Source organism: Catellatospora sp. IY07-71, assembly GCF_018326265.1.
In the GTDB taxonomy this organism is placed as follows: domain Bacteria; phylum Actinomycetota; class Actinomycetes; order Mycobacteriales; family Micromonosporaceae; genus Catellatospora.
Map to the genome: position 1 here is coordinate 7,578,604 of NZ_AP023360.1, position 26,524 is coordinate 7,605,127.

Sequence of the window (26,524 nt, forward strand, 5' to 3'; positions counted from 1 at the left end):
TCGTCCCCTCCACCGCGAGAGCGAGGCCCTTCCCCCATGGCCGTTGAGACCACCTACCTCGAACTGTCCGAAGCCGACGGCGGCGCGCACAAGTTCTACGAGGTCATCGTCGACGACACCGAGATGACCATCCGGTACGGGCGCATCGGCGACGCCGGTGCCACGACGAAGACCACGTTCGCCGACCACGACAAGGCGCGCGCCGCAGCGGCGAAGAAGATCGGCGAGAAGGTGCGCAAGGGGTACGCGCCCGCCGTCCAGGGCCAGCGCCAGAAGCGCGCGGTGTCGCGGCGGGCCATCGTCAGCACCCGGTCCACCGCGAAGACCGCACCGGTGCTGTGGCGCTACCGCTCGGGCACGTCCGCGTTCGGCATCTTCGTCGACAGCAAGGTGTGCATGGTCGGCAACGAGGCCGGCGTCATCACCACGCTGTCGCACAACGCCGAGGTGCAGCAGCAGTTCAAGCTGCCCGACGGGGTCAAGTGCATCGTCGCCGACGACGCGTGGCTCTACGCCGGCTGCGACGACGGCAACGTGTACGACCTGTCCGGCAAGGTGCCCCGCCTGGCCTACCGGATCGCGCCCGACATCGACATCTACTGGCTGGACATCCACGACGGCATCCTCGGCGTGTCCGACGCGGGCGGGGGCGTCGCCGCGATCGACCACGAGGACGAGTTCCTGTGGCGGCGCAAGAGCGCGGGCTCGTCCGGCTGGATGGTGCGCTGCGACGCCGACGCCGTGCACCACGGCCACTCCGGCGGCGTGACCAGCTACGACTGGCGCACCGGCGAGCAGCGCTGGCACCAGAAGACCGGCGCGGTGCTGTTCGGCTGGCAGGAGAGCACCACGCTGTACGCGGGCACCGCGACCCGCGAGGTCGTCGAGTTCGGCAAGGACGGCTCGGCCCGGCGCGTCTACCGCGCCGACGCGGCCGTGTTCTCGTGCGCGACCAGCCCCGACGGGCAGTACGTGTTCGCCGGTGACAACAGCTCCTCGGTGTACTGCTTCGACAGCTCCGGCAACCGGCTGTGGAAGCTCGGCACCGGCTGCGGCTCGGCGTACTCGATGCAGTACCACGACGAGCGCCTCTACATCGTGACCACGGACGGCTCGCTGGCGTGCATCGACGCCACCGAGTCCGCGATCCGCGCCGCCGAGCAGGGCACCGTGCCCGAGGTCGTCGACGTCAAGGCTCCGCGCATGGAGGCCGTGGCCGCGTCCACCACCGTCGAGATCGTCACCGCCGACGCGGGCGACGGCATCGTCCTGGAGTGCTACGAGGACGGCGGCCGCCTGCGCGTACGGGTCGTCTCCGACGGCTACCAGCGCTCCTGGCAGGTCCAGTTCCCGAAGAACATCCGCGAGTCCGGCGCCCGCTACGTCGTCTCCGAGGTCCGCGAGTCCGCCCGCGGCGGCTTCTACCGCGCCTTCGGCGAAATCCGCCGCCTCGCCTGAAAGGAAGGGCACCTTCTTAACGCTTTGTGTATAGGAAGGTGCCCTTCTTAACGCGGTCCTGGTCACGGGCACATCGGATCTCCACGGTTCCACCACCTCCGGCGCGGTCCCGCTGCCTACGCTCGCGGGATGCCGTACCCGAAGCGCACCGTCCGCCTGCTCGCCCTGATGTGGGCGGCGGTGTTCCTCGCCGTCGCGCTCGCGCTGCGGGCGGCGTTCGACGGTCCGGTGGAGCAGCATTCCGGCACGGCCCTGTACGCGTCGCTGGTGTACGCGGGCGCGTACCTGCTGCGGCCCCGGCTGAGCCCCCTGGCCGCGGGTGCGGGCGCGGTGGCGTTCTGCTGGGCGGTGGAGTGCGCGCAGCTCACCGGAGTGCCGGCGTACCTGTCGGCGCACAGCCTGCTCGCCCGCCTCGCGCTCGGCGTCCGCTTCGACCCGCTCGACCTCGCCTGGTATCCGGCGGGCGTCCTCCCGCTGGTCGCGGCGCACCTGCTGCTACGCGGACGGGCGAGCGGCACCGCCGCGGCATGACATACGCTTCCCGCTCGACCAGAAGGGACCCGGGCATGGACGAGCGTAAGCGGCAAGCCGCGATCCGCCAGGTCGGGCGGCTCAGAGCGGGCGAGGGCCTCTCCGAGGAGCAGCTCGACATGCGGCTCGAGCTGCTGGAACGGTCGTTCTACGTGCCGTCCGGCACGCTGACCGACCTGATGTTCTGCACCGACCTCAGTGACGAGGAGGTCGTGGACCGGGCGCTGGCGTACCAGCCGATCGCACTGCCCGGCCGGGTCGAGACCGCGCCGGAGGACGACCGTGCCGGTGGCGGAACACCCTCCGCCACCGGCACGTGTCCGGAGGTCAGACCCGGGTGATGCGGACCGCGTCCGCGATGACGAGGCCGGTGCCGTTGGTCCACCGGCTGACGCCTACCTTGTTGGCGTCGCCCGCGGTCAGGTTGAAGGTGCCCAGCACCCGCCACTGCCCGCCGGTGGCCCGCTGGTCCACGTTCACCGTCTGGTTGCCGCTGCTGGTGACGATGACGTACGGCGCGGAGCTGCAGTACCCGGGATCCGCCGGCCACCACGCCTCGACGCGGTAGCTGCCCGTCTCCGGGATGGCGAACTTGTACCAGGCGGCGTCGCTGGCCGGGGTCGGGTTGGCGAACCGGTAGTTCTCCCCGAACCGCTGCCCCGAGTACGCCGACGTGCCCCAGTTGGTGCTCGCGGCGAACCGCCCGGCCGTGGTGTTGTCCACGGTGGACGTCCAGCCCGGCGTCGGGTTCATGAGCCGCGCGACGTCGGCCCGCATCACGTTCAGGTCGATGAAGGACGGGTCGATCTTGCCGGTGGTGCTGGTCTCGCGGTGCCCGCGGGCGTAGCTGGAGTCGCGGCCGAGCTGCCGCAGCACCGCGGCGGTCGCCTTGAGCGAGGCGTTGTACTGCGCCGCGGTCATCTCCTGGTTGACGCCGTTGTAGTCGATCTCCCAGCCGATCAGCATGGTGTTGCCGTCACCGGCCGGGATGGGGCCGCTCGCGCGGGCGGTGCCCGCATGGTTGCACCGGCCGGCCGAGATGACGTGGAAGACGCCGTGGTAGTCCACCAGCGCCTGGCACAGGGGACCGGCCAGGTCGGACCGGCCGTTGATGCACACGTTGAGCGCGGGGTGCGGGTTGCTGGCGCTGGAGGTGGCCGCGGTGTGGTGCCAGAGCACGCCGATCGGGCTGAAGGAGCCCGGACGGTAGCGGTTGCGCCAGTCGCCGTGCTCGACGACGGAGACGCCGGCCGCCCGGAGCACGTCGGCCAGCCAGGGGATGTTCGCCATCACGCCTCCTGGATGACGTCGGCCGCGCACTCGGGCTCGGCGGCGGTCGCGGCGTGGGCGGGGCGGGCCACCAGGGCGACGGCGGCGGCCACCAGAGCCGGTACACCGAGCAGCCTTCGGCGACGGGCCTTGATCGAGCGGATTTTGGACACGGGACTCCCTGGGGGTGCGGAGGGACACGCTCGCGCACGCCCGGACCTGCGCGTATGTCGCCGATCGGGGCGCGTGACGGCACCCTATATCGGCACACGCGTCTATGTCGATAGCTTGCGGCATGCCAGATACTTGCGAAGATTTCCTTCACAATCGGCCGTCCGGACCCCACTCCGCCATATGGACGGAGGATGCCTGGTCACGGTACGGGACAGCCCGCCGCGACGGCAGGGTGGCGGCATCGACGTCATCGCAGCGGGACCGGCAGTCGCATGGCGCACCGGACGGCGGGGCGCATCGAGGCAGCCACCACAGCCGGAAGGTTAGGAAGGGCACCTTCTACGTCGGAAAACGATAAGAAGGTGCCCTTCCTTTCAGGCGCCCTTGCGGAGGCGGTCGGTGATGCGGCGGCCGGTCTCGGGGGTGACGGTGCGGTCGGCGGCTTCGCCGAGAGCGGTGGCGAGGTCGCCGAGGTGCAGGTCCACGGTGGACTCGACGAGTTCGGCGAGGCGGGCGGCGGCACGGCGGGCGCCGGCCCAGGCCACGAGCAGTGCGACGGCGCCGGCGAGGGCGGCGGGCCACCAGAGGATGCCGAGGGCCAGGTAGAGCAGGCCCCAGCCGGCCAGCACGGCGGACGAGTCCAGCTCCGCGCGGGCGTTGCGGACCTCGTGGCGGGCGTCGGCGGCGAGCAGCAGCCACAGCCGGGGCCAGGCCGCGCCGAGGTCGACGCCGTACTCGGCGCGCACGCGGGTGGCCACGGCGGCGAGCTGGTCGCCGAGCCAGGTGGGCCGCTGCGGCTCGGCGAGCGCGATGGCGTTGCGGCGGCGGCCGAGCCGCTCGGCGGCGGCGGCATCCGCCCCACCGCTGATCGCCTGCTCGAACCGCGCCTGCAGCGCGTTCCACCGGCGGCGGCGACGCTCGGTGGCCAGCCGGGCCGCGCCGGGCAGCGGCCAGCGGCCCTCCCACCCGGCCAGGATCGGCACGGAGAGCAGGTGCGCGAGCACCCCGGCGGCCAGCGCCGCGAGCAGCACCAGGGCGATCGCCAATGCGACGCCGGACGGGGTGGCGGCGAGCTCGTCCAGCGGGTTGGCGTCCAGACCGCGCGCCAGGCCGCCGATGTCGTCCCAGTCCCGCTGGCCGAGCACGGCCGCCACCACGGCCAGCCCGGTGAACAGCAGGCCGGGCAGCGCGAGCGCGGTGACCCAGCGCTCCCCCGCGCGGGCGCCGAGCAGGTTGAGCAGGCTGTCGGTCATCCGGGTCACCCTTCCGGCGGCAGGTCGGCGTCGAAGATCGCGCAGTGCGGGCGGGCCGCGCCGGGGCGGCGTGGCTCGCGGCGCTCGCAGGCCGCGCTCGGGCAGCGGAACAGGGTGGTGCCCGCCGTGCCCTGGCCGACGCCGGGCAGCGCGCCGTCGCCGCCGGGGGTGAACGGCCAGCCCCGCTCACCGAGCACGAGCGGGATGCCGAGGCCGCGCAGGAGGTGCACCGCGTCGGCGAGCCAGGCCGCGTCGGTCCGGCCGGCGCGCACGGCGTCGGTGAGCGCGCGTAACGGCGCCGGGTCGCCCGCGGTGCGGGTGGTCAGAAAGCCGAGGTCGCGGCAGATCGTGGCGATCATACGGGGCACGTCCTGGTCGGTCACCGTGTCATCGTCCTACATGGACGTGGCCCGCCCATAGGGCCGCGGCGGCCGGATATCGGTCCCGCAGCCGCCGTATGGCACCGTGCAGCGCGGTCGCGGCGTCCAGCGGCCGGTGCGCGGCCGCGTCGGCGGCGAGCCGCTCGTGCACGTACGCGGTGACGTCGGCGGCCACGTCGTCGGCGACCCGCCACAGCGTGCCGACGACCTGGCCGTATCCGGCGAGGTGGAAGGCACCGGTCAGGTGCACCGCCTCGTCGGGCACGGTCCGGGCGGGGTGGCCGGTCGCGCACGCGGACAGGTAGGCCAGCTCGGCGTGCGGCAGGTGGGCGCGGGACAGCTCCCGCACGGTCAGCGGGCGCCGCTCGTGGTCGTGCAGCAGCAGGCGGCTGAGGCCCGGCTGATCGGCGCGTCCGGCGGCATGGCAGGCGAAGTGCGCCCAGCGCCGCCGGGTCAGCTCGGCCAGCACCTGCGCGCCGGTCGCCGCCGGGCCGATCAGCAGGTGCGCGCCCGGGTGCAGCGCGGCCACGGTCTCGGCCTCACGCACGGCGTGCGGCAGCGGCGGCGCCGCGGGCGTGTGCGGCATCGCCACGACCAGCGGCCCGTCCACGGCGCCCGGTGGCACCGCCCGGTCGCGGTGGTGGCACAGGCTGCGCAGGGTCGGCGTGTACGACGACACGACCGCGTCGAGCGCGCTCCACCCGTCCTCGGCCGCGTGCAGGGGCAGGAACGCCAGCGGCCCGCACGGCATCCACCACATCCGGCCCGGGGTGCCGCGCGGCCCGGTGACCCCGAGCGCGGCCAGCACCGGGCCGGTGACCGTGCGCCACAGCCAGCCCAGGAGCTCGCGTACGGTCTCCCCCGCCGCGGCGACCTCGGCCAGCGAGCCGGTGGCCGTGACCGCGGCGAGGAAGCGGCGGGCCGCCTCCTCCGCGCCGTCCAGGGTCAGCCCGGGCAGGGGCAGCACCTCGACGCGGCCGTCGCGGACGAGCAGCGCGTCGCAGCGCAGGCCGCTGACGTTCACCACCGCGACGGGCCCGTCCCGCCCGGCCGCCAGCAGTTCGGGCAGCGACGGCGGGGCGAGGAAGCCCTCGTGCCCGGGGACGGTGCGGATCCGGTCGATCAGCGCCGACCAGCGCCGCGCCAGGTGAGCGCGTTCCTCGGCGGCGGCGACGCCCGCCGCGACCCCCTCGGCGGGTGCGGGTTCCGCCCGGGTCAGGCCGCGCAGCTCGGTGAACTCGGCCGCGAGCGCGGGGTGCCGGGCGGCCAGCTCGGTGACGTCGGCCCAGGTGTCGAGGGTCTGCGAGAGCAGCACGCCGCGCCCCTGCTCCAGCAGCCGCAGCGCCAGGCCCGGGTCACCGGCGGTGAGGGCGCACGCGGCGGCGTCCGCCGCCAGGTGGCGGTGCTCGCCGAGCAGCCGTTCGGCGTCCACGGCGGCCTGCGCCCGGCCCGCCGTCTGCGGCAGCAGCGCGACCGCCAGCCCGAACGCCCGCACGGCCTCGGCGAGGCGGCCGGAACCGAGGAACGCCAGCAGCGACCAGTGGCGTGCCGCGACGGCCCGCACCCCGGGCGGCAGTTCGAGGTTCTGTGCGGTGTCGCGGAACAGCTCACGGGCCACGGTGGGCTCCTGGCCGGACCGGTCGGCGTGGGCGTACTCGGCGCGGCCGAGCAGCAGCCGGGCCCAGCCCGCGTTCGGGTGGGCCGCCGGCGTGGCCCGGACCGCGCTGCGGGCGGCCCGGCGGAACCGGTTGAGCAGGGCGGGGTCGGGATCGGCCGCGTACGCCGCACGCAGGATGCCCGCGTACACGGTGTGCCGCTCGGGCTCGTTGGGGTGCCCGCCGGGGGTCGCCGCGAGCGCGGCGCGGGCGGCGGCGGCCGCCTCGGCGAGCATCTCCGGCTGCCCGGCGTGCGCGGCGCCGGCCAGGGCAAGAGCGAGGTTCGACTGCATCCGCGCGTACAGCGGGTGCCCCGTGGGCAGCGCCCCGGCTGCCGTACGGGCCAGCGCCACGGCCTGGTCGAGGGCCTCCGGCTCGCCGGTGACCGCGTGCACCAGGCGCAGGCACTCGCCCAGGTTGCTGCGCGTGGCCACCCAGTGCTCGCGTCGCTCGGGCGTGTCCGGCCCGGCTGCCACGTCGTGCGCGGCCTGGAACGCCGCCCGCGCCTCGTGCAGCACCGCCGAGTCGCCGGTGGCGTGGTGGTATCCGAGCAGCACGCCGCCCAGGTTGAGCAGCCGGCCGCCGTACCGTTCGTCCGCCGCGGGCGTCCCCGCCACCACGGTGCGCAGCAGCTCGACGGCCTCGCGCAGGTCCTCCGGGCCGCCGCCCGCCTTCGCGCGCAGCGTCAGCGCGCCGGCCAGATTCGACATGGTCGGCAGTGCCGCGGACCCACCGAGCACGCCGGCGGCGAGCACCGCCCGGAACTCCGCGATGGTGTGCGCCAGGTCGGGCAGGCGCCCCGCCTCCTCGTAGCGGGTCCAGTACAGCGTCGCGCGGTCGTTGCGCAGGCCCCAGTGCTCCTCGGGCGTGCCCGCCGCGGCGAGCAGCCGGTCCAGCTCCGCGATCCGGTGGTCGAGCGGCTGGGTCACAGCAGGTTCGCGCCCCGTTCCAGCTGGGCGGCGAACGCCTGCACGGTGGCCCGGTGCGGGTGGCCGGGGGCAGCGCGGCCAGCGCCGTGCGCAGGTGCCCGCGCGCCTCGTCGAGCAGGGCACGGGACGGGGTGTGGCTCAGCTGCACGGCGATGGCGCTGGCCAGGTTGACCCGTACGTTGGCGTAGTGCGGGCTGTCGGGCCGCACCAGCTCGACCGCCTCGCGCGCGGTGACCACCGCCTCCTCGATCAGCGCCGGTTCGCGGGTGACGCCGTAGAGCAGCTTCAGCGCGTTGGTCAGGTTGCCGAGCGCGCCCGGATACTCGGGGCTGTCGAGGTCGAGCTCGGCCACGATCCGGCGGTTCAGCTCGGCCGCCTCGGGCAGCGCGGTGCTGTCACCGAGCCGCAGGTGTCGCTCCAGCAGCACGGTGGCGAGCGCCGACGCGCAGCGGAACCACGCCTGCGAGCCGCCCGGGGCGAGGTCCAGCCCGCGCCGCCCGGCCAGCTCGGCGGTGTCGAGCCGGCTCTGGAGCACCCCCTGCCCGCCACCGCGGGTCGCCGCCTCCCGGTTCAGCACGCACAGCATCGACCAGGCGACGGCCTGGTCGGCGGGGTCGGAGCACTCCTTGGCGGCGAGGTCGGCGGCGACGATCGCGAGCTCCAGCGACCTCGGATCGGTGCTGCGCATCGCCACCAGGCGCAGGGTGTCGGCGTCGGCGAGCAGCCGTGCGGGGTCGGTGGCGCCGGGCCGGGCGCCCTGCCCGCGACGCAGCCACTTGAACACGGCCATCCCCCTGCCCGCCGGTGCACCTGGGCTCTCACGGTATCCCGCGCAGAAATGTCTGTCGATTCTGGACGGAGGACCCGGGCGGGCCGCAGTAGGGACACGGCCCGCCCGGGGTGTTCGTCAGACCGTGATCCGGCCCGCGCCCGCGCCCGCGGACACGCTGGCCTTCACCGAGCCGGCGCTGTCCAGCGTGTACGAGTACGGGATGCTCGACACGCTGCCGCCGCCGCTCTCCGGGGCGCCGGAGCCGGTGAAGTAGTTGTTGCGCTGCACGATGGCCCCATCGGCGGAGTCGGCGTACCCGACCAGGGTCGGCTCGTCGACGCTCTCGAAGTAGTTGCCCTCGACGAGCACGCCGGCGCCCATGGTCGACGCCACGCCGTACTCGTTGCCGCGGTAGTAGTTGTTGTACACGTGCACGGGGTTGCCGAAGCGCACCCGCGGGTGCCGCGTGCCCGAGCCGTCGAACCAGTTGTGGTGGTAGGTCACCCGCAGGTGGCCGCGGTCCTCACTGCCGTTGTCGTCGCTGTGGCCGAGCAGCATGGACTTGTCGTGGCCGTAGACGCGGTTCCACGACACCGTCACGTAGTCCGAGGCGCGCTTGACGTCGACCGCGCCGTCGTACCCGTTGGTGAAGCTGTTGTGGTCGATCCAGACCCGGGTGGAGTACTGGACGTTGATCGCGTCGTCGTTCCAGTCGCGGAACGAGATGTTGCGGACGATCACGTTGCTGGCGTTGGCGATGTTCAGGCCGCAGCCCGCGATCACCGCGCCGGAGTTGCCGAGGATGGTCTTGTTGGACCCGACGGTGATCATGCCGGAGCAGGAGATCGTGCCCGAGATCCGGACCACCCGCGCGGTGCTGCCGGAGACGGCGCTGGACAGGGCCGACGAGCTGTTCACCGTGGTGGCCGAGGCGCTGCCGCCGCCGGTCGTGCCGCCGCCCTGGGTGGCCCAGCCGACGAGGCCGGTCTGCGAACCGCCGCCCCCGCCCCCGCCGCCCGAGCCGACCGGGATCAGCTGCCAGTGCTGGTTCCAGCCGTTGAGGTCGGCGTACTGGCTGATGATGCCGCCGTCGGCGGTGGACCACTCCCACACGTCGAGGGCCTTGCCGCTGTGCCGGTTGAGGAACTTGACGTACCCGCTGTCGGTGTCGCGCACCGCGAAGTGCTGGCGGGTGGTGCCGTTGTCCGGGTTCTGCACGAGCTGGGTGCCGTCGTTGGCGTTGGGCAGTTCGAGGAACTTGCCGCTCAGCCGTGAGCGCAGCTTGTAGTAGCCGCTGCCCGCGTCGACGAACTGCCACTGCTGCTGGTTCCCGTCGTTGCGGGCCCACTGCACGATCGGCGCGCCGTCTGCGGTGCTGAAGTTGTACAGGTCGACCGCCTTGCCGCTGTGCCGCGACACGATGACGTACCAGGCGCTGGTGTCGATCGTGACGGCCTGCGCGGCGGGGGCGGCGACGACCGCGCCGACCGCGGCGAGCGCGAAGGTGAGCGCGCCGATCGCGGCGGTGCGCCAGCGCCACAGGCGTCCGGCGCCGGTCCGTGGAGTGCGTTGTGACATCGGATTCCTCCGAGGGTCGGACCGCGGGAGGCATGGGCGTACCTGCTCCGCGGTGGAAAGTGAGCGGATGCGGAAAGCGCTTTCCAGTCCCAAAGGCTACGTAGCACGTCGACACATGTCAATCAATGGAGCATGCCAGATGTGCGCGGTCACATCCACCGCCCGGCCGTGCCGCAACTCTGCAGGCTTCGCGGCCTCCCGCGGGCATATGGCCGCGAGTCTTTGAGAGTTGCGACAAGGGGCGGGCGGGTAGCATCGACGGAACCGTCCAACGTGTGCAAGGAGGCCGCGTGGTGCACGAGGTTCGCGGAGTCGTCGCGCTGAAGAAGAACGCGCCGGTGAGCATCGAGACGGTGCTGGTCCCCGATCCGGGTCCCGGAGAGGCCCTGGTGAAGGTGCAGGCCTGCGGGGTGTGCCACACCGACCTGCACTACCGCGAGGGCGGCATCAACGACGACTTCCCGTTCCTGCTCGGACACGAGGCCGCGGGTGTGGTCGAGGCCGTCGGCGAGGGCGTGACCGAGGTGGCGCCCGGCGACTACGTGGTGCTCAACTGGCGTGCCGTCTGCGGGCAGTGCCGCGCCTGCCTGCGTGGTCGGCCGTGGTACTGCTTCGCCACGCACAACGCCGAGCAGAAGATGACCCTGGCCGACGGCACGCCGCTGTCCCCCGCCCTGGGCATCGGCGCGTTCATCGAGAAGACGCTGGTCGCCGCCGGGCAGTGCACCAAGGTGGACCCGTCCGCCCCGCCCGAGGTGGCGGGGCTGCTCGGCTGCGGCGTGATGGCGGGGCTCGGCGCGGCGATCAACACCGGCGGGGTGACCCGCGGCGACACCGTCGCGGTGATCGGCTGCGGCGGCGTCGGCAACGCCGCGATCGCCGGAGCGCGGCTGGCCGGCGCGACCACGATCATCGGCGTGGACCTGGACGACACCAAGCTGGCCTGGGCGCGGCAGCTCGGCGCGACGCACACCGTGAACGGCGCGCAGGCCGATGTGGTCGAGTCCATCCGCGAGCTGACCGGCGGCTTCGGCGCCGACGTGGTGATCGAGGCGGTGGGCCGCCCGGAGACGTACGAGCAGGCGTTCTACGCCCGGGACCTGGCCGGGACCGTGGTGCTGGTCGGGGTGCCCACCCCGCAGATGCGCCTGGAGCTGCCGCTGCTGGACGTGTTCGGCCGCGGCGGCGCGCTCAAGTCCTCCTGGTACGGCGACTGCCTGCCCAGCCGCGACTTCCCCCTGATGATCTCGCTCTACCTGCAGCGCCGGCTGCCGCTGGAGGCGTTCGTGTCCGAGCGCATCGAGCTGGGCGACGTCGAGGAGGCGTTCGCGAAGATGGGCCGCGGCGAGGTGCTGCGCTCGGTGGTGATGCTGTGAGCGGCGGGGCGCGGATCGAGCGGGTGGTCACCTCGGGCACGTTCAGCCTGGACGGCGGCGTCTGGGAGGTCGACAACAACGTCTGGCTGATCGGCAACGACAGCGACGTGCTGGTCGTCGACGCGGCGCACGACGCCGACGCGATCCTGGCCGCGGCAGGCCGGCGGCGGGTCGTCGCGATCGTGTGCACGCACGGCCACAACGACCACATCGACGCGGCCCCGGAGCTGGCCCGGCGGACCGGTGCGCCGATCATGCTGCACCCCGCGGACCGGATGCTGTGGGACGCGATCCACCCGGACCGGGCGCCCGACCGCGAGCTGGAGGACGGCGACTGCCTGACCGTGGCCGGCGCCGAGCTGTGGGTCAACCACACGCCGGGCCACTCGCCGGGCGCGGTGTGCCTGTACGCGCCGCAGCTGACGGCGCTGTTCTCCGGGGACACCCTGTTCCAGGGCGGGCCGGGCGCGACCGGGCGGTCCTACAGCGACTTCGGCACGATCATCGGCTCGATCCGCGACCGCCTGCTGCTCCTGCCGCCCGAGACCGTCGTGTACACCGGCCACGGCGACACCACCACCGTCGGCGCGGAGGCCCCGCACCTCGACGAGTGGATCGCCCGCGGCCACTGAGCCCGGCCCGGCCGGAGGCCCGCCACGGGACCTCCGGCCGGTGCGGGGGCTAGTAGCCCCAGCGGCTCTTCAGCAGCCGCCAGAAGTCGCGCAGCATCCACTTGTCGAACTCGGTGATGCTGCTGGCGCTGCCCGCCTTCATCAGGAAGCAGCACTGGCCCGTCGGCGTCCAGTCGTAGAAGTCGTCCAGGCCGAACGTGTGCCCGACCTCGTGCAGGTAGATGTGGATGTTCTCGGAGTTCAGCGCGCCGGTGAAGTACTCGCTGCCCATCCGCTGGCCCCAGTCGCCGCCCGCGCCGCCGCCGAAGCCGGCGGTCAGCCACAGTGACATGTCGTAGTGGTGCGACGCGCCGCCGGGGCAGCCGGAGTAGTTGCCGTCCTGGTGGAAGAAGCGGCCGCACGGCTCGCTGCACTGCGGCGCGTTCTCCCGGATGTCGTTGACGTAGATGTCGACCGAGCTGTCCGTCCACTCCAGCGTGGCCCGGTCACGGACGGCCCAGCCCACCACCTTGATCGGGACCTCGGCATACGGCCAGCCGTTGTGCCCGGCCATCACGTCCATCCACTTCTTCCACTGCCGGGCCAGCGCGGCGTGGATCTGGTCGCGCAGCGCGGCCGAGACGCGGGCGCTGGAGTCCCAGCGTACGCAGTAGTTGATCCGGCCGCCGCCGGCCATCACCTGGTCCCAGCCGTAGTTGCGGAAGGTCAGCAGGTTCGGGTACGTCGACTGGTAGTGCGCCCGGACCTCGTTGAGCGGCGTCACCAGGTTGGACGGTGGATTCCAGCCGCTGGTGGGCGGCGGGGAGGCCGACGGGGACGACGACGGCCGCGGGGACGCCGACGGCGACACCGAGGCGGAGGGCCGCGGCGAGGCCGAGGCGGACGCCGAGGGGCCGCCGGTCGGCGTGGTCGTGCCGGTGCAGGCGACGCCGTTCAGGGTGAACGCGGTGGGCACCGGGTTGCTCGCGGTCCACGCCCCGTTGAAGCCGATGGACGTGGTGGCCGAGGTGCCGAGACTGCCGTTGTAGCTCATGTTCACGGCGGTGACCTGGCTGCCGCTCTGCGTGTAGGTGGCGCTCCAGCCCTGGGTGACCGCCTGCCCGGCGGCGGGGAAGGTCCACCGCAGCGTCCACGCGGTGAGCGGGTCGCCGAGGTTGGTGATGGCGACGTCGGCGGTGAACCCGCCGCCCCACTGGGAGGCGACGGTGTAGACGACGCGGCAGCCGCTGGCGGCCGCGCCGGCCGGGGTGGCGACCAGGCTCCAGGCCGCCACGGCGGCCGCCGCCGTGGCGGCGAGCAGCGAGGTCAGGGCAGCACGCCTTCTCGTTCGAAGCATGAAAGGACTCCGGGGGTACGGGCGCAGGAATGCGCACGGGTGGAACGGACGCGTGACGCGAGTGCCCGGTGTGGCGTCACGTGCAGATGCAGACAAGTCCATCCAATGCGGACGAGTACGGTAAGGCTCCCGGACCCACCATGGACGCCGAAAACCTTTTCGGCAACCCGTCCCACCCGGTTGATCGCGACATCGTGTCGTGATCTGCACTCCAGCCGCAGATCACGACACGAGATCGCGATCATGCCCGCCGCCCGCGAACCCCGGCCCGCGCGGCGGACGGCCGGTCAGTTCGCGGTGACGCGGCCGGAGTCGACGGTGATCAGGCGGTTGGTGTGGACCGCGTCCAGCATCTGGCGGTCGTGGGTGACCAGCAGCAGCGTGCCGGTGTACGACTCCAGCGCCTGCTCCAGCTGCTCGATCGCGGGCAGGTCGAGGTGGTTGGTGGGCTCGTCGAGCACCAGCAGGCTGACCCCGCTCGCCTGCAGCAGCGCCAGCGCCGCCCGGGTCCGCTCGCCCGGCGACAGCGTCGCGGCGGGCCGCAGCACGTGCGCCGCGCGCAGCCCGAACTTGGCCAGCAGCGTGCGCACGTCTCCCGGCGCCAGCGCGGGCACGGCGGCCGCGAACGCGTCCACCAGCGGCTGGTGGCCGAGGAACCGGCCGCGGGCCTGGTCGATCTCGCCGACGACCACGCCGGGGCCCAGCGCGGCGCTGCCCCCGGCCAGCGCGGTCCGGCCGAGCATCGCACGCAGCAGGGTGGACTTGCCCGAGCCGTTGGGCCCGGTGATGGCAACCCGGTCCGCCCAGTCGATGCGCAGATCCACCGGCCCGAGGGTGAAGCCGCCCTGGCGCACCACGGCGCCGTTGAGGGTGGCCACCACCGCGCCCGCGCGCGGGGCGGCGGCGATGTGCATCCGCAGCTCCCACTCCTTGCGCGGCTCCTCGACCTCCTCCATCCGCTCGATCAGGCGCTCGGTCTGCCGGGCCTTGGCGGCCTGCTTCTCGGTGGACTCGGTGCGGAACGCCTTGCCGATCTTGTCGTTGTCGGGGGACTTGCGGCGGGCGTTCTTGACGCCCTTCTCCATCCAGGCGCGCTGCATGCGGGCGCGGGCGAGCAGCTCGTCCTTCTTGTCGGCGTACTCGTCGTAGGCCTCGCGGGCGTGCCGCCGTGCGGTCTCCCGCTCCTGCAGGTAGGACAGGTAGCCGCCGCCGTACTGGCGGATCTGCTGCTGGGCCAGGTCCAACTCGAGCACGCGGGTGACGGTGCGGGTCAGGAACTCGCGGTCGTGGCTGACCAGCACGGTGCCGGCCCGCAGCTCGCCGACGAAGCGCTCCAGCCGGTCCAGCCCGGCCAGGTCGAGGTCGTTGGTGGGCTCGTCGAGCAGGAAGATGTCATACCGGCTGAGCAGCAGCGACGCCATGCCCGCGCGGGCGGCCTGGCCCCCGGACAGGGCCGTCATCGGGTGGTCGAGGTCCACGTCCAGGCCCAGCTCGGCGGCCACCGCCTCGGCGCGTTCGGGCAGGTCGGCGCCGCCCAGGGCGAGCCAGCGCTCCAGCGCCTCGCCGTACTGGTCGTCGGCGCCCGCGGCGCCCACGGCGAGCTGCTCGGCGGCCAGGTCCATCGCCTGCTGGGCCCGGGTCACCCCGGTGCGCCGGGCGAGGAAGTCGCGCACGGTCTCGGCCGGGCGGCGCTCGGGCTCCTGCGGCAGCAGCCCGACGTTGGCCGTGGGCGGGTTCAGCGTGATCGTGCCCTGCTCGGCCGGGACCAGCCCGGCGAGCAGGCGCAGCAGGGTGGACTTGCCGGCGCCGTTGACGCCGACCAGCCCGACCACGTCGCCCGGCGCGACGACCAGGTCCAGGTCGCTGAACAGGACCCGCTCGCCGTGCCCGGCGGTCAGTCCCCGGGCCACCAGGGTCGCGCTCACCGCCGCACCTGCCCACGCTCGTCGGAAGTCACCCGGGAAGACTATCGGTCGCGCCGGCCACCGGGCCGGTCAGCCGACCATCTCGTGCAGGTAGCACCAGCGCCAGTTCTCGCCCGGCTCGAACGACTGGATGACCGGGTGGCCCACCGCGTGGAAGTGCGCGGTGGCGTGCTTGTTCGGCGACGAGTCGCAGCAGCCGATGTGCCCGCAGCTCAGGCAGCGGCGCAGGTGCACCCAGCTGGTCCCGTTGGCCAGGCACTCCTCGCAGCCCTCGGCGCGCGGCGCCGGGTCGTCGGCCTTCTTGAGATCTTCGCAGGCGGTCATCTCACTCCATCCGTTCCAGCATCGATTCCTCCAGGTCCATGTCGCGCTGCGCCCGGACCAGGACGTCCTCGGGGATCCGGCCGGCGTCGCGGGCGCTGCGGAACACGTCCCGCTCGGCCTCCAGCATCTCCCGGCGCAGCCGCACGTACGCGGCGGATGGGGTTTCCCGTTCCCCGCCCAGCCGCTCCCAGATCGTGTTGGCGCGCAGCTCGGTGAGGCTGCGCAGCTTGTCGACGACGTCCGGGGGCGCCGCGCCGGCCCGCGCCTCCAGCCGCTCCCGGGCGGCCCGGCTGGCGTGCTGCTGCGTCTGCGCCTCGGCCAGGATGTCGGCGGTCCTGTCGTCGCCCTGCACGCGCAGCATGCGGGCCACCAGCGGCAGGGTCATGCCCTGCAGCACCAGCGTGCCGACGATGACCGCGAACGCGAGCCAGACGAACAGCGCCCGGGGGTAGGTCTCACCCCCGGCCAGGGTCGCGGGCAGCGCCAGCGCGGTGGCCAGGGTGACCACGCCGCGCATGCCCGCCCAGGCCAGCACGGTCGCGCCGGGGAAGTCCAGCCCGGTGCCGCGGCGGCGCACCCGGGGCAGCAGGCGGACCAGGAACGTGGCCGGGTACATCCAGGCGAACCGGGTCGCCACCACGGTCACCAGCACCGCGATGGTCAGCCCCACGACCTGGGCCACCGGCGTGTCCAGGGCGGCGAGCACCTCCCGCAGGTTCAGCCCGACGAGCAGGAAGACCAGGCCCTCCAGCATGAAGGTGATCATGCGCCAGAACGCGCCCATCTGCAGCCGGGACGCGGCCGACATCAGGGTCGGCATCCGGTGCCCGAGGTAGAGGCCCGCGACGACGACGGCCACCACGGCCGAGGCGTGGATCGACTCGGCCACCACGGTCACCGCGAACGGGGTGAGCAGCGAGATCGAGTTGTCCAGCAGCGGGTCGGTGGTGCGCCGGTGCAGGAAGGCGGCGGTGACCGCGCCGAGCGCGCCGACCGCGATGCCGCCGCCCGCGGCGACCAGCACCTGCTGCCCGATGGCCAGCGGGCCGACCGCGAGCCCGAGGGCGACCGCCACGGCCACCCGGAACAGCACCAGCGCCGTCGCGTCGTTGAGCAGGCTCTCCCCCTCCAGGATGGTCACCAGCCGCCGGGGCAGCCCGATCCGTCTGGCCACGGCGGTCGCCGCGACGGCGTCGGGCGGGGCCACCACGGCCCCGAACGCGAGGCAGATGGCCAGCGGCACCGAGGGCAGCAGGGCGTGCACGACCAGTCCGACGGCGACCGCGGTGAACAGGACCAGCCCGACGGCGAGCAGCAGGATGGGGCGCAGGTTGAGCCGGAACGCGGGCACCGAGGTCTCCAGCGCGGCCACGTACAGCAGCGGGGGCAGCACGCCGATGAGCACCAGCTCGGGTTCGAGCACGATGACCGGGAAGCCGGGCACCAGGGCCAGCACCAGCCCGACGACGACCAGCGCGATCGGCGCCTGCAGGGCGTACTTGCGCGACAGGCCGGAGACCGCGACCACCACCACGGTCAGCACGACCGCCACCACGAGGGCATCCACGGTCAGAGCCTATGGCGCGGGTGGGCCGGGAACGCATATGTCACCGGTCACGGGGGCCGTAACGGCGCGCACGCGCATGAATCACCGCTGACCACGGCGATCGGCCTGGTGGCGGGCGCCCGGAGCGCAGGATTCATGTCCCACATGGCAGGAAATATGCGTACCCAAGCATGGGTTCACCGGATGTTCATCATTGCCTGCCGCCCGGTCAGTAGCGGTGGACCGGCGCCCGGTTCTCGCCCGCGTTGGGCGTTCTACCTGCCGGTCGGTAGGGAGGCTAAATGAACTCACCGTGAAAGGTGGCCTGACCGGCCGCCCGGCAAGGAGTTTCCGCAGCTCACGGCGTTGACCAGGTAGCCGCGGCGGATGTTTGATCAGCAGGTTCTCACACACGGCCAGCAATGGGAGGAGGGGTTCCGATGGAGGAGACGGCTCGGGCCATCGGCCACCGGCTGTGGGTGTTGACCGCGATGACCAGCCTGATGCTGTTCCTGATCGCGGGTCTCACCGTCATGGCGCAACCGCAGCGGGCGTCGGCCGCGCCGCTCGCCGATCCGGTGTCGGTGTCCACGCAGGACGCGACGGCGTCCGCGCTCGACCATCGGCGCTGCTACAAGCAGGTCTACCGCTGGAAGCACAAGTGGCACAAGAAGTGGGTCTGCAAGCACCACTACCACAAGCACCACAAGAAGAACTACCACCACAAGAAGGACTACCACCACAAGAACAACTGGCGCTACAACAACTACGACCACCACGGCGGCTACCACCGCTGAGGACAGCCAGAACCGGACCGGCGGCCCCGACCGCCGGCCCGGCCGTGCCCGGCGTGTCACCGCGCCGGAACTGGCACGATGATCGCCATGCCTGAGATGGACCTGCTGCCGGCCACCCGCCGCGCCCTGCTGCACCGCCTCGCCACCGCCCAGGCCGAGGGCCGCGCACCGTCCCTGGTCGGCGCCGTCCTCCGGGACGGCGCTCCGGTATGGACCGAGGGGCGCGGCCTCGTCGACGGCGCACCCCCGACCGCCGACACGCAGTACCGCATCGGCTCGCTGACCAAGACCTTCGTCGCCGTGCTGGTGCTGCGGCTGCGCGACGAGGGCCGCCTGGACCTCGCCGACCCCCTCGGCGCCCACCTGCCCCAGGCACCGGCCGCCACCGCCGGGCTCACCCTCGCCCAGCTGCTCGCGCACACCGGCGGCATCGCCGCGGAGACCCCGCCGCCGTGGTGGGAGCGCACCGACGGCGGCGTACGCCCCGAACTGGCCGGCATCCTGGAACCCGAGCCGGTCAAGCACCCCGCCGGGCGGCGCTTCCACTACTCCAACCCCGGCTACGCACTGCTGGGGGCGCTCGTGGAGCGACTGCGGGGCGAGCCGCTGGGTCAGGTGCTCGCCGCGGAGATCCTGGCCCCGCTCGGCATGACGCGCACCTCGCTACTGCCGCAGGCGCCGCACGCCCAGGGCTGGGCGGTGCACCCGTGGGCCGACGTGCTGCTGCCCGAGCCCGCCACCGACACCGGCCGCATGGCCCCGGCCGGGCAGCTCTGGTCCACCGTGCAGGACCTGAGCCGCTTCGGCGCGTTCCTGGCCGCGGGCGATCCCGCGGTGCTGGCCGAGGCCACCCTGGCCGAGATGCGCACCCCGGTCGCGCCGCCCGACGGCCCCGCCTGGGACGCCGGATACGGCCTCGGCCTGATGCTGAAGCAGGACGGCGGGCGGCAGCTCGCGGGCCACACCGGCTCGATGCCCGGCTTCCTGTGCACGCTGTGGGTCTCCCCCGCCGACCGGCTCGGGGCGATCGCGCTGGCCAACACCACCACCGGCCTCGCCGTGGGCGGGCTGGCCGCGGACCTGCTGCGCATCACCGCCGAGCACGAGCCGCGCATCCCCGACCCGTGGCAGCCGCTGGACACCCACGACCCAGCCCTGCTGGAGCTGACCGGCCCCTGGTACTGGGGACCCGGCGCGGTCGCGATCCGGCTGCGCGCCGGCGGCGACCTGGAACTCGGCCCGCTGACCGGACCCGGCCGCGCCGCCCGCCTCCAGGCGCAGCCCGACGGCACCTGGCTCGGCCTGGACGGCTACTACGCCGGGGAGACACTGCGCGTGATCCGCGACGCGGCGGGCACCGTCACCCACCTCGACCTGGGCAGCTTCGTCTTCACCCGGGAGCCCTACGGCGACGGCGCGGTCACCCCCGGCGGCCTGGACCCCCAGGGCTGGCGCCCCGGCCCGGCCTGACCGAAAGGAAGGGCACCTTGTTATCGGATTCCGTAGTAGAAGGTGCCCTTCCTAACCTTGGGTGGAGCGCTGGGCGGCGGCCACCGCGAGTTCGACGCGGGAGGTCAGGGACAGCTTGGCGAGGATGCTGGACACGTGGGACTGGACGGTGCGGCGGGACAGGTAGAGCTGCGCGGCCACGTCCGGGTTGGACATGCCCTGGGCTACCAGGTCGGCCACGATGCGCTCGGTCTCGGTGAGCGCCTCCCAGCCGTGCTTGGGCCGCCCGCGCGGGCCGCGCACGCCCGCGCGCACGCCCGCGTCGCGCAGCCGTGACCTGGCGCGGGCCGCGTCCCAGCCCGCGTCCAGCCGCCCGTAGAGGTCCAGCGCCCGTGCCAGCCGCTCCCTGGCCGCCGCCGCGTCCCCCGCCGCCGCCGCGGCGAGGGCGGCCGCCTCGTGCGCGTACGCCTCGTACAGCGGCCACCCGGCCTCCTGGAACGCCGTCACCGCGGCGAGCGCGGGCTCGGCCGTGCCGTCGGCAGCCGCCCGGCACAGCGCCGCGCAGCCGGTGAGGCTGGCCGTGCCGTGCGCCGCGGCCAGCGTGTCCAGGTCGTCGGTGAGCGCCCGCAGGCGTCCCACATCGCCGACGGCGGCCAGCACCCTGGCCAGATCCGGGCCTACGCGGTACATCCTCCGGCGCGCGGACACCTCACCTGCCCGCTCCCAGCGCGGGAACAGCAGCGCCGCGGCCTGCCCGGCGTCACCCTGCGCCTCGGCGACCAGGCAGCGCGCCCAGTCCACGAGGTAACGGTCGCCGTCACCCGCCGGGCCGGGGTCGGCGAACTCCGCGCCCGGCGCATCCCCGCGGTGCACCGCGATCAGGTCGGCGAACGCCAGCAGGCGCTCGCCGTGCCCGACCGGGTCCGGGCCGTCCAGCCCGCTGCGCGCCTCGGCGAGGGCGTCGTCCCACCTGCCCTGCAGGAAGCGCAGGTGGGCCCGCACCGCGTGCGCCGTGGTCAGGAACATGCCGCCGGTGCGCTGGTTGTGGCGCACCGCGGTCGCCGTAGCCTCCTCGGCCTCGGCGAGCCGGTCCAGCTCCAGCAGGCACACCCCGCGCATCACGTACGGATCGATCTGCAGATCGGGCTGGATGCCGTGGCCCAGGTGGGCGAGGCCGCGGTCGGTCAGCGCCAGCGACCCGGCCGTGTCGTCCCTGGCCAGGCTGAGCGCCTTGGCCAGGCAGCCGATGCCGATCGCCGCCTGGTCACCGGCGGCCTCGCCCTCGGCGACGGCCCGGTCGGCCGCCGCCGCCGCCTCCCCGGCCCGGCCCAGCAGGTGCAGGCACATCGCGGCGATGCCCCGGAAGCGGGCCGCCTGGCCCGGTGAGGTGCACGGCGCGGCCACCGCCCGCTCCGTCTCGGCGATCGCCTCCGGCAGGCGGCCCTGGCGGTAGCAGGCCTGCACCAGCAGCCAGCGCAGGTCCGGTTCGGTGTCCGGCCCGGCGCCCCAGCCGAGCGCGGCGCGGGCGGCCGCCTCGGCCTGCGCCGGCTCACCGTCCCACAGCAGCGCCCGCACCAGGTGCACGTACAGCGGCCCGCCCGCCCCCTCCCCCGTCTCGGCCGCCGCGCGCCGGAGCAGCTTCACCGCCAGGTCAGGGGCGCGGCCGGTGAGCGCGTCGGCATGCGTGGTCAGCCACTGCACGCCGTCGGGCCCGAGCTCGCCCCCGGCGAGCAGGTGCGCGCCGATGCGCGCGGGCGAGCCGGGGCCGCCGGACAGCGCCCGGCCCGCCCGCTGGTGCAGTGCGGCCTGGACCGCTTGCGGCACGCTGCGGGCCACCAGCTCGCGTACGACGCCCTGCCGGAAGCGCAGCGCCCCGCCGTGGTCGGCCAGCATGCCGCTGTCGAGCGCGTCGACGACGACCTCGGAGATCTCCATGACCGGCCGGTCCAGCACCTCCGCGAGCTGCCCGACGTCGACGGCCGAGCCGAGCACCGCGGCCGTCTGCAGGACCTCGCGGTAGGCCCGGGGCACCAGCTCGGCCTGGCGCCGGGTGAGGTCGACGAGCGGCTCGGGCACCGCGTCGGGATCGGCCGCGGCGCCGCCGGACAGCTCGGCGTGCCCGCCCGCCATGGTGATCAGGCCGTCGCGCAGGTATGCCGTCAGCACCGTCTCCAGGTACATCGGGTTGCCGGTGGACCGGCGCAGCAGGCGGCGCAGCAGCGGGCCGGGCGATGCGCCCAGCTGCCGCTCGGCGAGCGCGACGGCGGCGGCCTCGGGCAGCGGCTCCAGCCGCAGCCGCAGCGCGCCGCCGGCCAGCAGGCTGCGTTCCAGGCCCTCCAGCGCGTCACCCTGCGCGATCGCCCGCGCGGCGGTGGCCACCAGCAGCGGCACCTGCCCGATGCCGCGGGCGAGGCGGTGCAGCACCACGATGCTCGACGGGTCGGCCCACTGCGCGTCGTCGAGCAGGATCGCGACGGGGCCCTGGCTCAGCCACCGGTCGGCGAGTTCGAGCAGTGCCTCGGTGACCGCCAGCTCGTGGTGGGCCGCGTTCATGCTGCGAGCCAGCGCGTGCTCGCCCCGCAGCATCGCCGTCACCCGGCTCAGCTCCTCGTCGCTGCCCTGCAGCGGCCGGGCGCAGGCGGACAGCGCGGCGAACGGCAGCCGCTGCTCGACCTCCTCGGCGGTGCCGTGCAGGGTGCGCATGCCGAGCGCCGCGCACTCGGCGGCCAGCGTGTGCAGCAGGGTGGTCTTGCCGAGGCCGACCCCGCCCTCGATCACGACGGCGCGGCCCTGCCCGGCCGCCGCGCGGCGCGCCGCCGTACGCAGCTGTTCGAGCTCGGCGCTCCTGCCCACCAGTGCCGGCCGCGCGAACCCCACGTGACCAGGTTAGGCGGCCGGGCGGGGCCGCCAAGGCCGATCGCGAGGTCAGCGCACGACGCTGCCGCCGCGCCCGGCCGGGGTGGGCACCGCGTGGCGGCGCGAGCGCGCGGCGGCCAGTTGCACGGGCGCACCCGGCGCGGCGAGCAGGGCCTGCTGCCGGCGCTCGGACAGGTGGGTGGAGACCGCGTAGCAGAACGTGATCACGCCGAGCATCTCGAACAGCTCCTCGACGGAGGCCGCGAGCAGGTACTCGACGTACGCGGGGCCGGTGCCGACGTTGCCGCCGACGTCGCGGCCGACGAACGCGCCGATGATCTCCATGCCGACCGCGCCCAGGACGAACAGCACCCCGCCCCCGGCCACCAGCAGCCGCATGCGCAGCGGCAGCCGGAACAGGAAGCGCACGTACGACACGCAGAAGACCAGCACGAACGGCGCGGCGACGACGATCCAGGAGAGGTAGGAGGCCTTGCCCAGCTCCACCAGGCCCGTCTTGCGGCTCATCTCGTGCATCTGGGCGACCTCGTCCATGGACAGGAACGCGAAGACGCCGGACAGCACGCGCCAGTGCAGCGCGTACTTCTCGCCGTTGTTCCGTACGTCGTTCGCGATCTCCCAGAGCACGTACGCGGCCAGCATCAGCAGGGCCGAGGAGAACCAGGTGGGGAGGTTCTTCTCCTTGTCCACGTTGAAGAACGTCGTCCACCACGCGAAGGCGGGCACCACGTTGTGGTGTCCCAGCCCGTGGTAGACGAAGTTGCCGCCGAGGCTCAGCACGTGCAGGCCGGCCACGCAGCCGAGCAGGTAGCGCAGCAGCGTGCGGGGATTCGGCAGGTTCATTCTCATCGCGGCCCTGTTTCGACTGGTCGGCCGCCCGGCTCCGAGCGGGCGGGTCGACGGTTATAACGGTCGAAACGCCCCAAACGATGCTTCCCGGTTGGCGCCCCCGTGCACACGGCGGGGCCCGCGACCTCGACGGACGTGCGAGATCGCGGGCCCCGGGTGGTGCGGAGCGGTCAGCTCAGCCCGTTACGGCCGATCACCGCGGCGTACCAGTGCGCGCTGTCCTTGGGCACCCGCCGCTGCGTGTCGTAGTCGACGTGCACCAGGCCGAAGCGCTTGCCGTAGCCGTACCCCCACTCGTAGTTGTCCAGCAGCGACCAGGCGAGGTAGCCGCGCAGGTCGGCACCTCCCTCGATGGCGGCATGCGCGGCCCGCAGGTGCCCGTCGAGGTAGGCGACGCGGTCCGCGTCGGCCACCCGGCCGTCCTCCACCACGTCGGCGTAGGCGGCGCCGTTCTCGGTGACCATCAGCGGCGTCTCCGGGTAGTCCGCCGCGAGCCGCAGCAGCAGCCCGGACAGGCCCGTCGGGTCCACCGGCCAGTCCATCGCGGTGACCGGCGCGTTCTGCCGCACGAACTCGGCGCCCTCGGTGCCCGGGTTGGGCAGCCCGCAGGTCGCGCCGATCCGGGCCCGCACCAGCGCGGGCTGGTAGTAGTTCACGCCGAGCAGGTCGATCGGCGCGGCGATGACGTCCAGGTCGCCGGAGCGGATCACGTCCGCCGCACCGAACCGCTCGAACAGCGCCAGCATGTCCTGCGGGTAGCGCCCGCGCAGCGCGGGCTCCAGGAACAGCCGGTTCTGCAGGCCGTCGATCTGCCGGGCCGCCGCCACGTCGTGCGGGTCGGCCGGGTTCGCCGGCCGCGCGTCGGTCAGGTTCAGCGTGAGCGACACCTCCCGCGCCCCGCCCGCCCGCAGCGCGCGTGCGGCCAGGCCGTGGCCGAGCATCAGGTGGTGTACGGCCTCGAAAGCCGCCTTCGGGTCCTGCCGTCCCGGCGCGTGGTCCCCGCTGGCGTACCCGAGGAACGCCGAGCACCACGGCTCGTTCAGCGTGGTCCAGGTCGCGACGCGGTCGCCCAGCCGGTCCACCGCCGCAGCGGCCAGGTCGGCCAGGTAGTGGGCGGTGTCGCGGTTGGTCCAGCCGCCGCGGTCCTCCAGCACCTGCGGCAGGTCCCAGTGGTAGAGCGTCACCATCGGGTCGATCCCGTGGGTGAGCAGCTCGTCGACGAGGCGGTCGTAGAAGTCCAGGCCGCGCGGGTTGACCGGGCCGGAGCCGTCGGGCTTGATGCGCGGCCAGGCCAGCGAGAACCGGTAGGTGCCCAGGCCCAGCTGAGCCATGAGCGCCACGTCGTCGCGGTAGCGGTGGTAGTGGTCGCACGCGACGTCACCGGAGTGGCCCTCGAACACCTTGCCCGGCGTACGCGCGAAGGTGTCCCAGATCGACGGCATGCGCCCGTCCTCGGTCGCCGCCCCCTCGATCTGGTACGACGCGGTCGCCGCTCCCCACCGGAACCCGGCCGGGAAGCGGAGCGCGGCGGTGCCGGCCAGCTGCTCCTGCGTGCTGGTGATCGTCACGACTTCACCGCTCCCTGCATGATGCCTCCGATGATGTACTTGCCGAGCAGCGCGAAGACCACCAGCAGCGGCACCGTCGCGATCGCCGTGCCGGTCAGCGACAGCGAGTAGTCGGTGATGTAACCGCTGGCCAGGGTGGACAGCACGGTCTGCACGGTCGGGTCCTCGGGGGTGAGCACCACGAGTGGCCAGAAGAAGTCGTTCCACGCCCCCATGAAGGTGAGCATGCCCAGCACCGCCGCGGCCGGCTTGGCAGCCGGCATCACCACGTGCCAGAAGATCCGGAACGTGTGGCAGCCGTCGACCCGGGCGGCCTCGATCAGCTCACTCGGCACCGCCTCCCGCAGGTACTGCGTCATGAAGAACACGCCGAACGCGGTGACCAAGCCGGGCGCGATGACCGCGTAGATGGTGCCGGTCCACTCGATCTTCGCCATCAGCATGTACAGCGGGATGATGCCCAGCTGCGTCGGCACCATCATCGTCGCGATGACGCTGACGAGCAGGAGGTTGCGGCCCTTGAAGCTCAGCTTGGCGAAGGCGAAGCCGGCCAGCGTGGAGAACAGCACCACACTGATCGTGATGGACAGCGACACGACGATCGAGTTGACCACCGCCTTGCCGAACTCGACCGTGTCGAACGCCCGCTGGATGTTGGCGAACAGGTTCGGGCCGAGGCCGAACGGCGGCGGGACCTGCCCCAGGATGCCGTTGTCGTGCGAGGCGACGACCAGCGACCAGTAGAGCGGGAACCCGGAGAACAGGGCCAGCCCGGCCAGCGCCAGGTAGGCGAGCTTGCCCGGCCGCCGCTCGGCGCGGAACATCCGGCGCCGGCGGATGGGGGCCTTCTCCTGCGTCGTGGCGGCGGGCCTGGTGATGGTGGTGGACGTCATCAGGACCTCCGCAGGCGGCTGGTGAGGAAGTAGTTGATCGCCGCGACGATCACGATGATGCCGAACATCGCCCACGCCGCGGTCGAGGCGTAGCCGAAGTCGAACCGGGAGAACCCGACCTCGTACAGGTACAGCGACAGCGTCTGGAACTGCCGGTCCGAACCACCGGTCATGCTCCCGCCGCCGAACAGCAACGGCTCCGCCAGAACCTGCATACCGCCGATCGTCGACACGATCACCGTGAAGATGATCGTCGGACGGATCGCGGGCACGGTGATCCGGGTCAGCTGCTGCAGGCTGCTGGCGCCGTCCAGCGACGCCGCGTCGTACAGGTCCTTGCTGACCGCCTGCATCGCCGCCAGGTAGATCAGCGCGTTGTAGCCCGTCCACCGCCAGATGATCATCACGCTGATCGCGATCTGCGAGCTCGCCGTGCCGGCCTGCCAGTCGATCCGGCCCAGCCCCAGCGACTCCAGGACCCAGTTCACCAGGCCGTAGTCCTTGCCGAAGATCTGCCCGAAGATGATCGCCACCGCCGCCACCGACGTGATGTTCGGCAGCACCGCCGTCATCCGCCAGAACGTGGGCGCGCGCAGGCGCTGGTTGAGCACGTGGGCCAGCAGCAGCGCCATCAGCAGCTGCGGCACCGTCGAGATCACCCAGATCTGGGCCGTGTTGCGCAGCGCGTTCCAGAAGTACTCGTCAGCCAGCAGATCCTTGTAGTTCTGCAGGCCCAGGAAGGTGTGCGTCTCCGACAGCAGGCTCCACTCGTGCAGCGACACCCACGCGGTGTACGCCAGCGGGAAGATGCCGAACGCGGCGAAGATCAGGAAGAACGGGATGACGTAGAGGTAGGGCGAACCCTTCACGTCCAAGCGATACAGAAGATTTTTCATCGTGGACACATCACTGTTCGGTCGGCCGACACGGGCGGTGGGAAGTGCGAAAGTGGC

At 73.2% G+C, this 26,524-nt stretch carries 22 protein-coding genes; 7 read left to right on the forward strand and 15 right to left on the reverse strand.

What is annotated here, in order from left to right; all coding sequences use genetic code 11:
- Positions 1 to 36 precede the first annotated feature (36 nt).
- The 3 genes from CS0771_RS33910 to CS0771_RS33920 all read left to right on the forward strand — a co-directional run bounded on the left by CS0771_RS33910 (position 37) and on the right by CS0771_RS33920 (position 2,330).
- Entirely contained in the window at positions 37 to 1,458 is a 1,422-nt protein-coding gene (locus CS0771_RS33910; RefSeq protein WP_212844799.1) for a WGR domain-containing protein, read from the forward strand.
- 129 nt (positions 1,459 to 1,587) lie between these two features.
- Positions 1,588 to 1,989, forward strand: coding sequence for a DUF2809 domain-containing protein (locus CS0771_RS33915; RefSeq protein WP_212844800.1), 402 nt, complete (start codon positions 1,588 to 1,590; stop codon positions 1,987 to 1,989).
- A gap of 35 nt (positions 1,990 to 2,024) precedes the next feature.
- Entirely contained in the window at positions 2,025 to 2,330 is a 306-nt protein-coding gene (locus CS0771_RS33920; protein WP_212844801.1) for a hypothetical protein, read from the forward strand.
- On the opposite strand, the gene CS0771_RS33925 is transcribed toward CS0771_RS33920, so the two are convergent.
- The 6 genes from CS0771_RS33925 to CS0771_RS33950 form a co-directional block, all read right to left on the reverse strand.
- Positions 2,317 to 3,279 (reverse strand): N-acetylmuramoyl-L-alanine amidase, encoded by a 963-nt coding sequence (locus CS0771_RS33925; protein ID WP_212844802.1) that lies wholly within the window; start codon positions 3,277 to 3,279, stop codon positions 2,317 to 2,319. The genes CS0771_RS33920 and CS0771_RS33925 overlap by 14 nt on opposite strands.
- Positions 3,279 to 3,431 (reverse strand): hypothetical protein, encoded by a 153-nt coding sequence (locus CS0771_RS33930; protein ID WP_203754814.1) that lies wholly within the window; start codon positions 3,429 to 3,431, stop codon positions 3,279 to 3,281. The genes CS0771_RS33925 and CS0771_RS33930 overlap by 1 nt, the downstream gene beginning before the upstream one ends.
- Before the next feature lie 375 nt (positions 3,432 to 3,806).
- Complete coding sequence (locus tag CS0771_RS33935; RefSeq protein ID WP_212844803.1) at positions 3,807 to 4,685, reverse strand: hypothetical protein; 879 nt, start codon at positions 4,683 to 4,685, stop codon at positions 3,807 to 3,809.
- Positions 4,686 to 4,690: 5 nt separating this feature from the next.
- Positions 4,691 to 5,068, reverse strand: coding sequence for a hypothetical protein (locus CS0771_RS33940; protein ID WP_212844804.1), 378 nt, complete (start codon positions 5,066 to 5,068; stop codon positions 4,691 to 4,693).
- A 4-nt stretch (positions 5,069 to 5,072) separates the two neighbouring features.
- Positions 5,073 to 7,649 (reverse strand): CHAT domain-containing protein, encoded by a 2,577-nt coding sequence (locus tag CS0771_RS33945; RefSeq protein WP_212844805.1) that lies wholly within the window; start codon positions 7,647 to 7,649, stop codon positions 5,073 to 5,075.
- 907 nt (positions 7,650 to 8,556) lie between these two features.
- A complete protein-coding gene (locus tag CS0771_RS33950) occupies positions 8,557 to 9,999 on the reverse strand; it encodes an RICIN domain-containing protein (RefSeq protein WP_212844806.1) in 1,443 nt (480 codons plus the stop codon).
- 290 nt (positions 10,000 to 10,289) lie between these two features.
- Here CS0771_RS33950 and CS0771_RS33955 point away from each other — a divergent pair, with 290 nt between their 5' ends.
- Positions 10,290 to 11,375, forward strand: a complete 1,086-nt coding sequence (locus tag CS0771_RS33955; RefSeq protein ID WP_212844807.1) for an S-(hydroxymethyl)mycothiol dehydrogenase — start codon at positions 10,290 to 10,292, stop codon at positions 11,373 to 11,375.
- A complete protein-coding gene (locus tag CS0771_RS33960; protein WP_212844808.1) occupies positions 11,372 to 12,007 on the forward strand; it encodes an MBL fold metallo-hydrolase in 636 nt (211 codons plus the stop codon). The genes CS0771_RS33955 and CS0771_RS33960 overlap by 4 nt, the downstream gene beginning before the upstream one ends.
- A 49-nt stretch (positions 12,008 to 12,056) precedes the next feature.
- Here CS0771_RS33960 and CS0771_RS33965 read toward each other — a convergent pair whose 3' ends face one another.
- The 4 genes from CS0771_RS33965 to CS0771_RS33980 form a co-directional block, all read right to left on the reverse strand.
- Positions 12,057 to 13,343, reverse strand: a complete 1,287-nt coding sequence (locus tag CS0771_RS33965) for a cellulose-binding domain-containing protein (RefSeq protein WP_212844809.1) — start codon at positions 13,341 to 13,343, stop codon at positions 12,057 to 12,059.
- A gap of 287 nt (positions 13,344 to 13,630) precedes the next feature.
- Complete coding sequence (locus tag CS0771_RS33970) at positions 13,631 to 15,268, reverse strand: ABC-F family ATP-binding cassette domain-containing protein (RefSeq protein ID WP_212844810.1); 1,638 nt, start codon at positions 15,266 to 15,268, stop codon at positions 13,631 to 13,633.
- A gap of 69 nt (positions 15,269 to 15,337) precedes the next feature.
- Positions 15,338 to 15,592 (reverse strand): UBP-type zinc finger domain-containing protein, encoded by a 255-nt coding sequence (locus CS0771_RS33975; protein WP_203754790.1) that lies wholly within the window; start codon positions 15,590 to 15,592, stop codon positions 15,338 to 15,340.
- Position 15,593: 1 nt separating this feature from the next.
- Positions 15,594 to 17,159: a Na+/H+ antiporter gene (locus tag CS0771_RS33980; RefSeq protein WP_212844811.1), complete on the reverse strand. Its 1,566-nt coding sequence runs from the start codon at positions 17,157 to 17,159 to the stop codon at positions 15,594 to 15,596.
- Between the two features lie 419 nt (positions 17,160 to 17,578).
- Here CS0771_RS33980 and CS0771_RS33985 point away from each other — a divergent pair, with 419 nt between their 5' ends.
- Positions 17,579 to 17,935, forward strand: coding sequence for a hypothetical protein (locus tag CS0771_RS33985; protein ID WP_212844812.1), 357 nt, complete (start codon positions 17,579 to 17,581; stop codon positions 17,933 to 17,935).
- Between the two features lie 87 nt (positions 17,936 to 18,022).
- On the forward strand, positions 18,023 to 19,405 hold the full coding sequence (locus CS0771_RS33990; protein WP_212844813.1) for a serine hydrolase: 1,383 nt from the start codon (positions 18,023 to 18,025) through the stop codon (positions 19,403 to 19,405).
- A gap of 51 nt (positions 19,406 to 19,456) precedes the next feature.
- Here CS0771_RS33990 and CS0771_RS33995 read toward each other — a convergent pair whose 3' ends face one another.
- From CS0771_RS33995 to CS0771_RS34015, 5 genes are all read right to left on the reverse strand, one after another.
- Positions 19,457 to 22,261, reverse strand: coding sequence for an AAA family ATPase (locus CS0771_RS33995; protein ID WP_212844814.1), 2,805 nt, complete (start codon positions 22,259 to 22,261; stop codon positions 19,457 to 19,459).
- Positions 22,262 to 22,309: 48 nt separating this feature from the next.
- Positions 22,310 to 23,110 carry a hypothetical protein gene (locus tag CS0771_RS34000; RefSeq protein WP_212844815.1) on the reverse strand — a complete coding sequence of 267 codons (801 nt, stop codon included), beginning with the start codon at positions 23,108 to 23,110 and terminating at the stop codon, positions 22,310 to 22,312.
- 170 nt (positions 23,111 to 23,280) lie between these two features.
- Positions 23,281 to 24,678, reverse strand: a complete 1,398-nt coding sequence (locus CS0771_RS34005) for a GH1 family beta-glucosidase (protein ID WP_244871198.1) — start codon at positions 24,676 to 24,678, stop codon at positions 23,281 to 23,283.
- Complete coding sequence (locus CS0771_RS34010; RefSeq protein ID WP_371821600.1) at positions 24,675 to 25,502, reverse strand: carbohydrate ABC transporter permease; 828 nt, start codon at positions 25,500 to 25,502, stop codon at positions 24,675 to 24,677. The genes CS0771_RS34005 and CS0771_RS34010 overlap by 4 nt, the downstream gene beginning before the upstream one ends.
- 68 nt (positions 25,503 to 25,570) lie before the next feature.
- Positions 25,571 to 26,467, reverse strand: a complete 897-nt coding sequence (locus CS0771_RS34015; protein WP_212842271.1) for a carbohydrate ABC transporter permease — start codon at positions 26,465 to 26,467, stop codon at positions 25,571 to 25,573.
- Positions 26,468 to 26,524: the final 57 nt, after the last annotated feature.

Bases quoted from the DNA above. Each gene is read 5' to 3' on its own strand.
- CS0771_RS33990 (WP_212844813.1), top strand. From the start codon at position 18,023: ATGCCTGAGATGGACCTGCTGCCGGCCACCCGCCGCGCCCTGCTGCAC.
- CS0771_RS33925 (WP_212844802.1), bottom strand. From the start codon at position 3,279: ATGGCGAACATCCCCTGGCTGGCCGACGTGCTCCGGGCGGCCGGCGTC.
- CS0771_RS33935 (WP_212844803.1), bottom strand. From the start codon at position 4,685: ATGACCGACAGCCTGCTCAACCTGCTCGGCGCCCGCGCGGGGGAGCGC.
- CS0771_RS34010 (WP_371821600.1), bottom strand. From the start codon at position 25,502: ATGTTCCGCGCCGAGCGGCGGCCGGGCAAGCTCGCCTACCTGGCGCTG.
- CS0771_RS34015 (WP_212842271.1), bottom strand. From the start codon at position 26,467: ATGAAAAATCTTCTGTATCGCTTGGACGTGAAGGGTTCGCCCTACCTC.
- CS0771_RS33985 (WP_212844812.1), top strand. From the start codon at position 17,579: ATGGAGGAGACGGCTCGGGCCATCGGCCACCGGCTGTGGGTGTTGACC.
- CS0771_RS33950 (WP_212844806.1), bottom strand. From the start codon at position 9,999: ATGTCACAACGCACTCCACGGACCGGCGCCGGACGCCTGTGGCGCTGG.
- CS0771_RS33920 (WP_212844801.1), top strand. From the start codon at position 2,025: ATGGACGAGCGTAAGCGGCAAGCCGCGATCCGCCAGGTCGGGCGGCTC.
- CS0771_RS33910 (WP_212844799.1), top strand. From the start codon at position 37: ATGGCCGTTGAGACCACCTACCTCGAACTGTCCGAAGCCGACGGCGGC.
- CS0771_RS33965 (WP_212844809.1), bottom strand. From the start codon at position 13,343: ATGCTTCGAACGAGAAGGCGTGCTGCCCTGACCTCGCTGCTCGCCGCC.
- CS0771_RS34000 (WP_212844815.1), bottom strand. From the start codon at position 23,110: ATGAGAATGAACCTGCCGAATCCCCGCACGCTGCTGCGCTACCTGCTC.
- CS0771_RS33915 (WP_212844800.1), top strand. From the start codon at position 1,588: ATGCCGTACCCGAAGCGCACCGTCCGCCTGCTCGCCCTGATGTGGGCG.
- CS0771_RS33975 (WP_203754790.1), bottom strand. From the start codon at position 15,592: ATGACCGCCTGCGAAGATCTCAAGAAGGCCGACGACCCGGCGCCGCGC.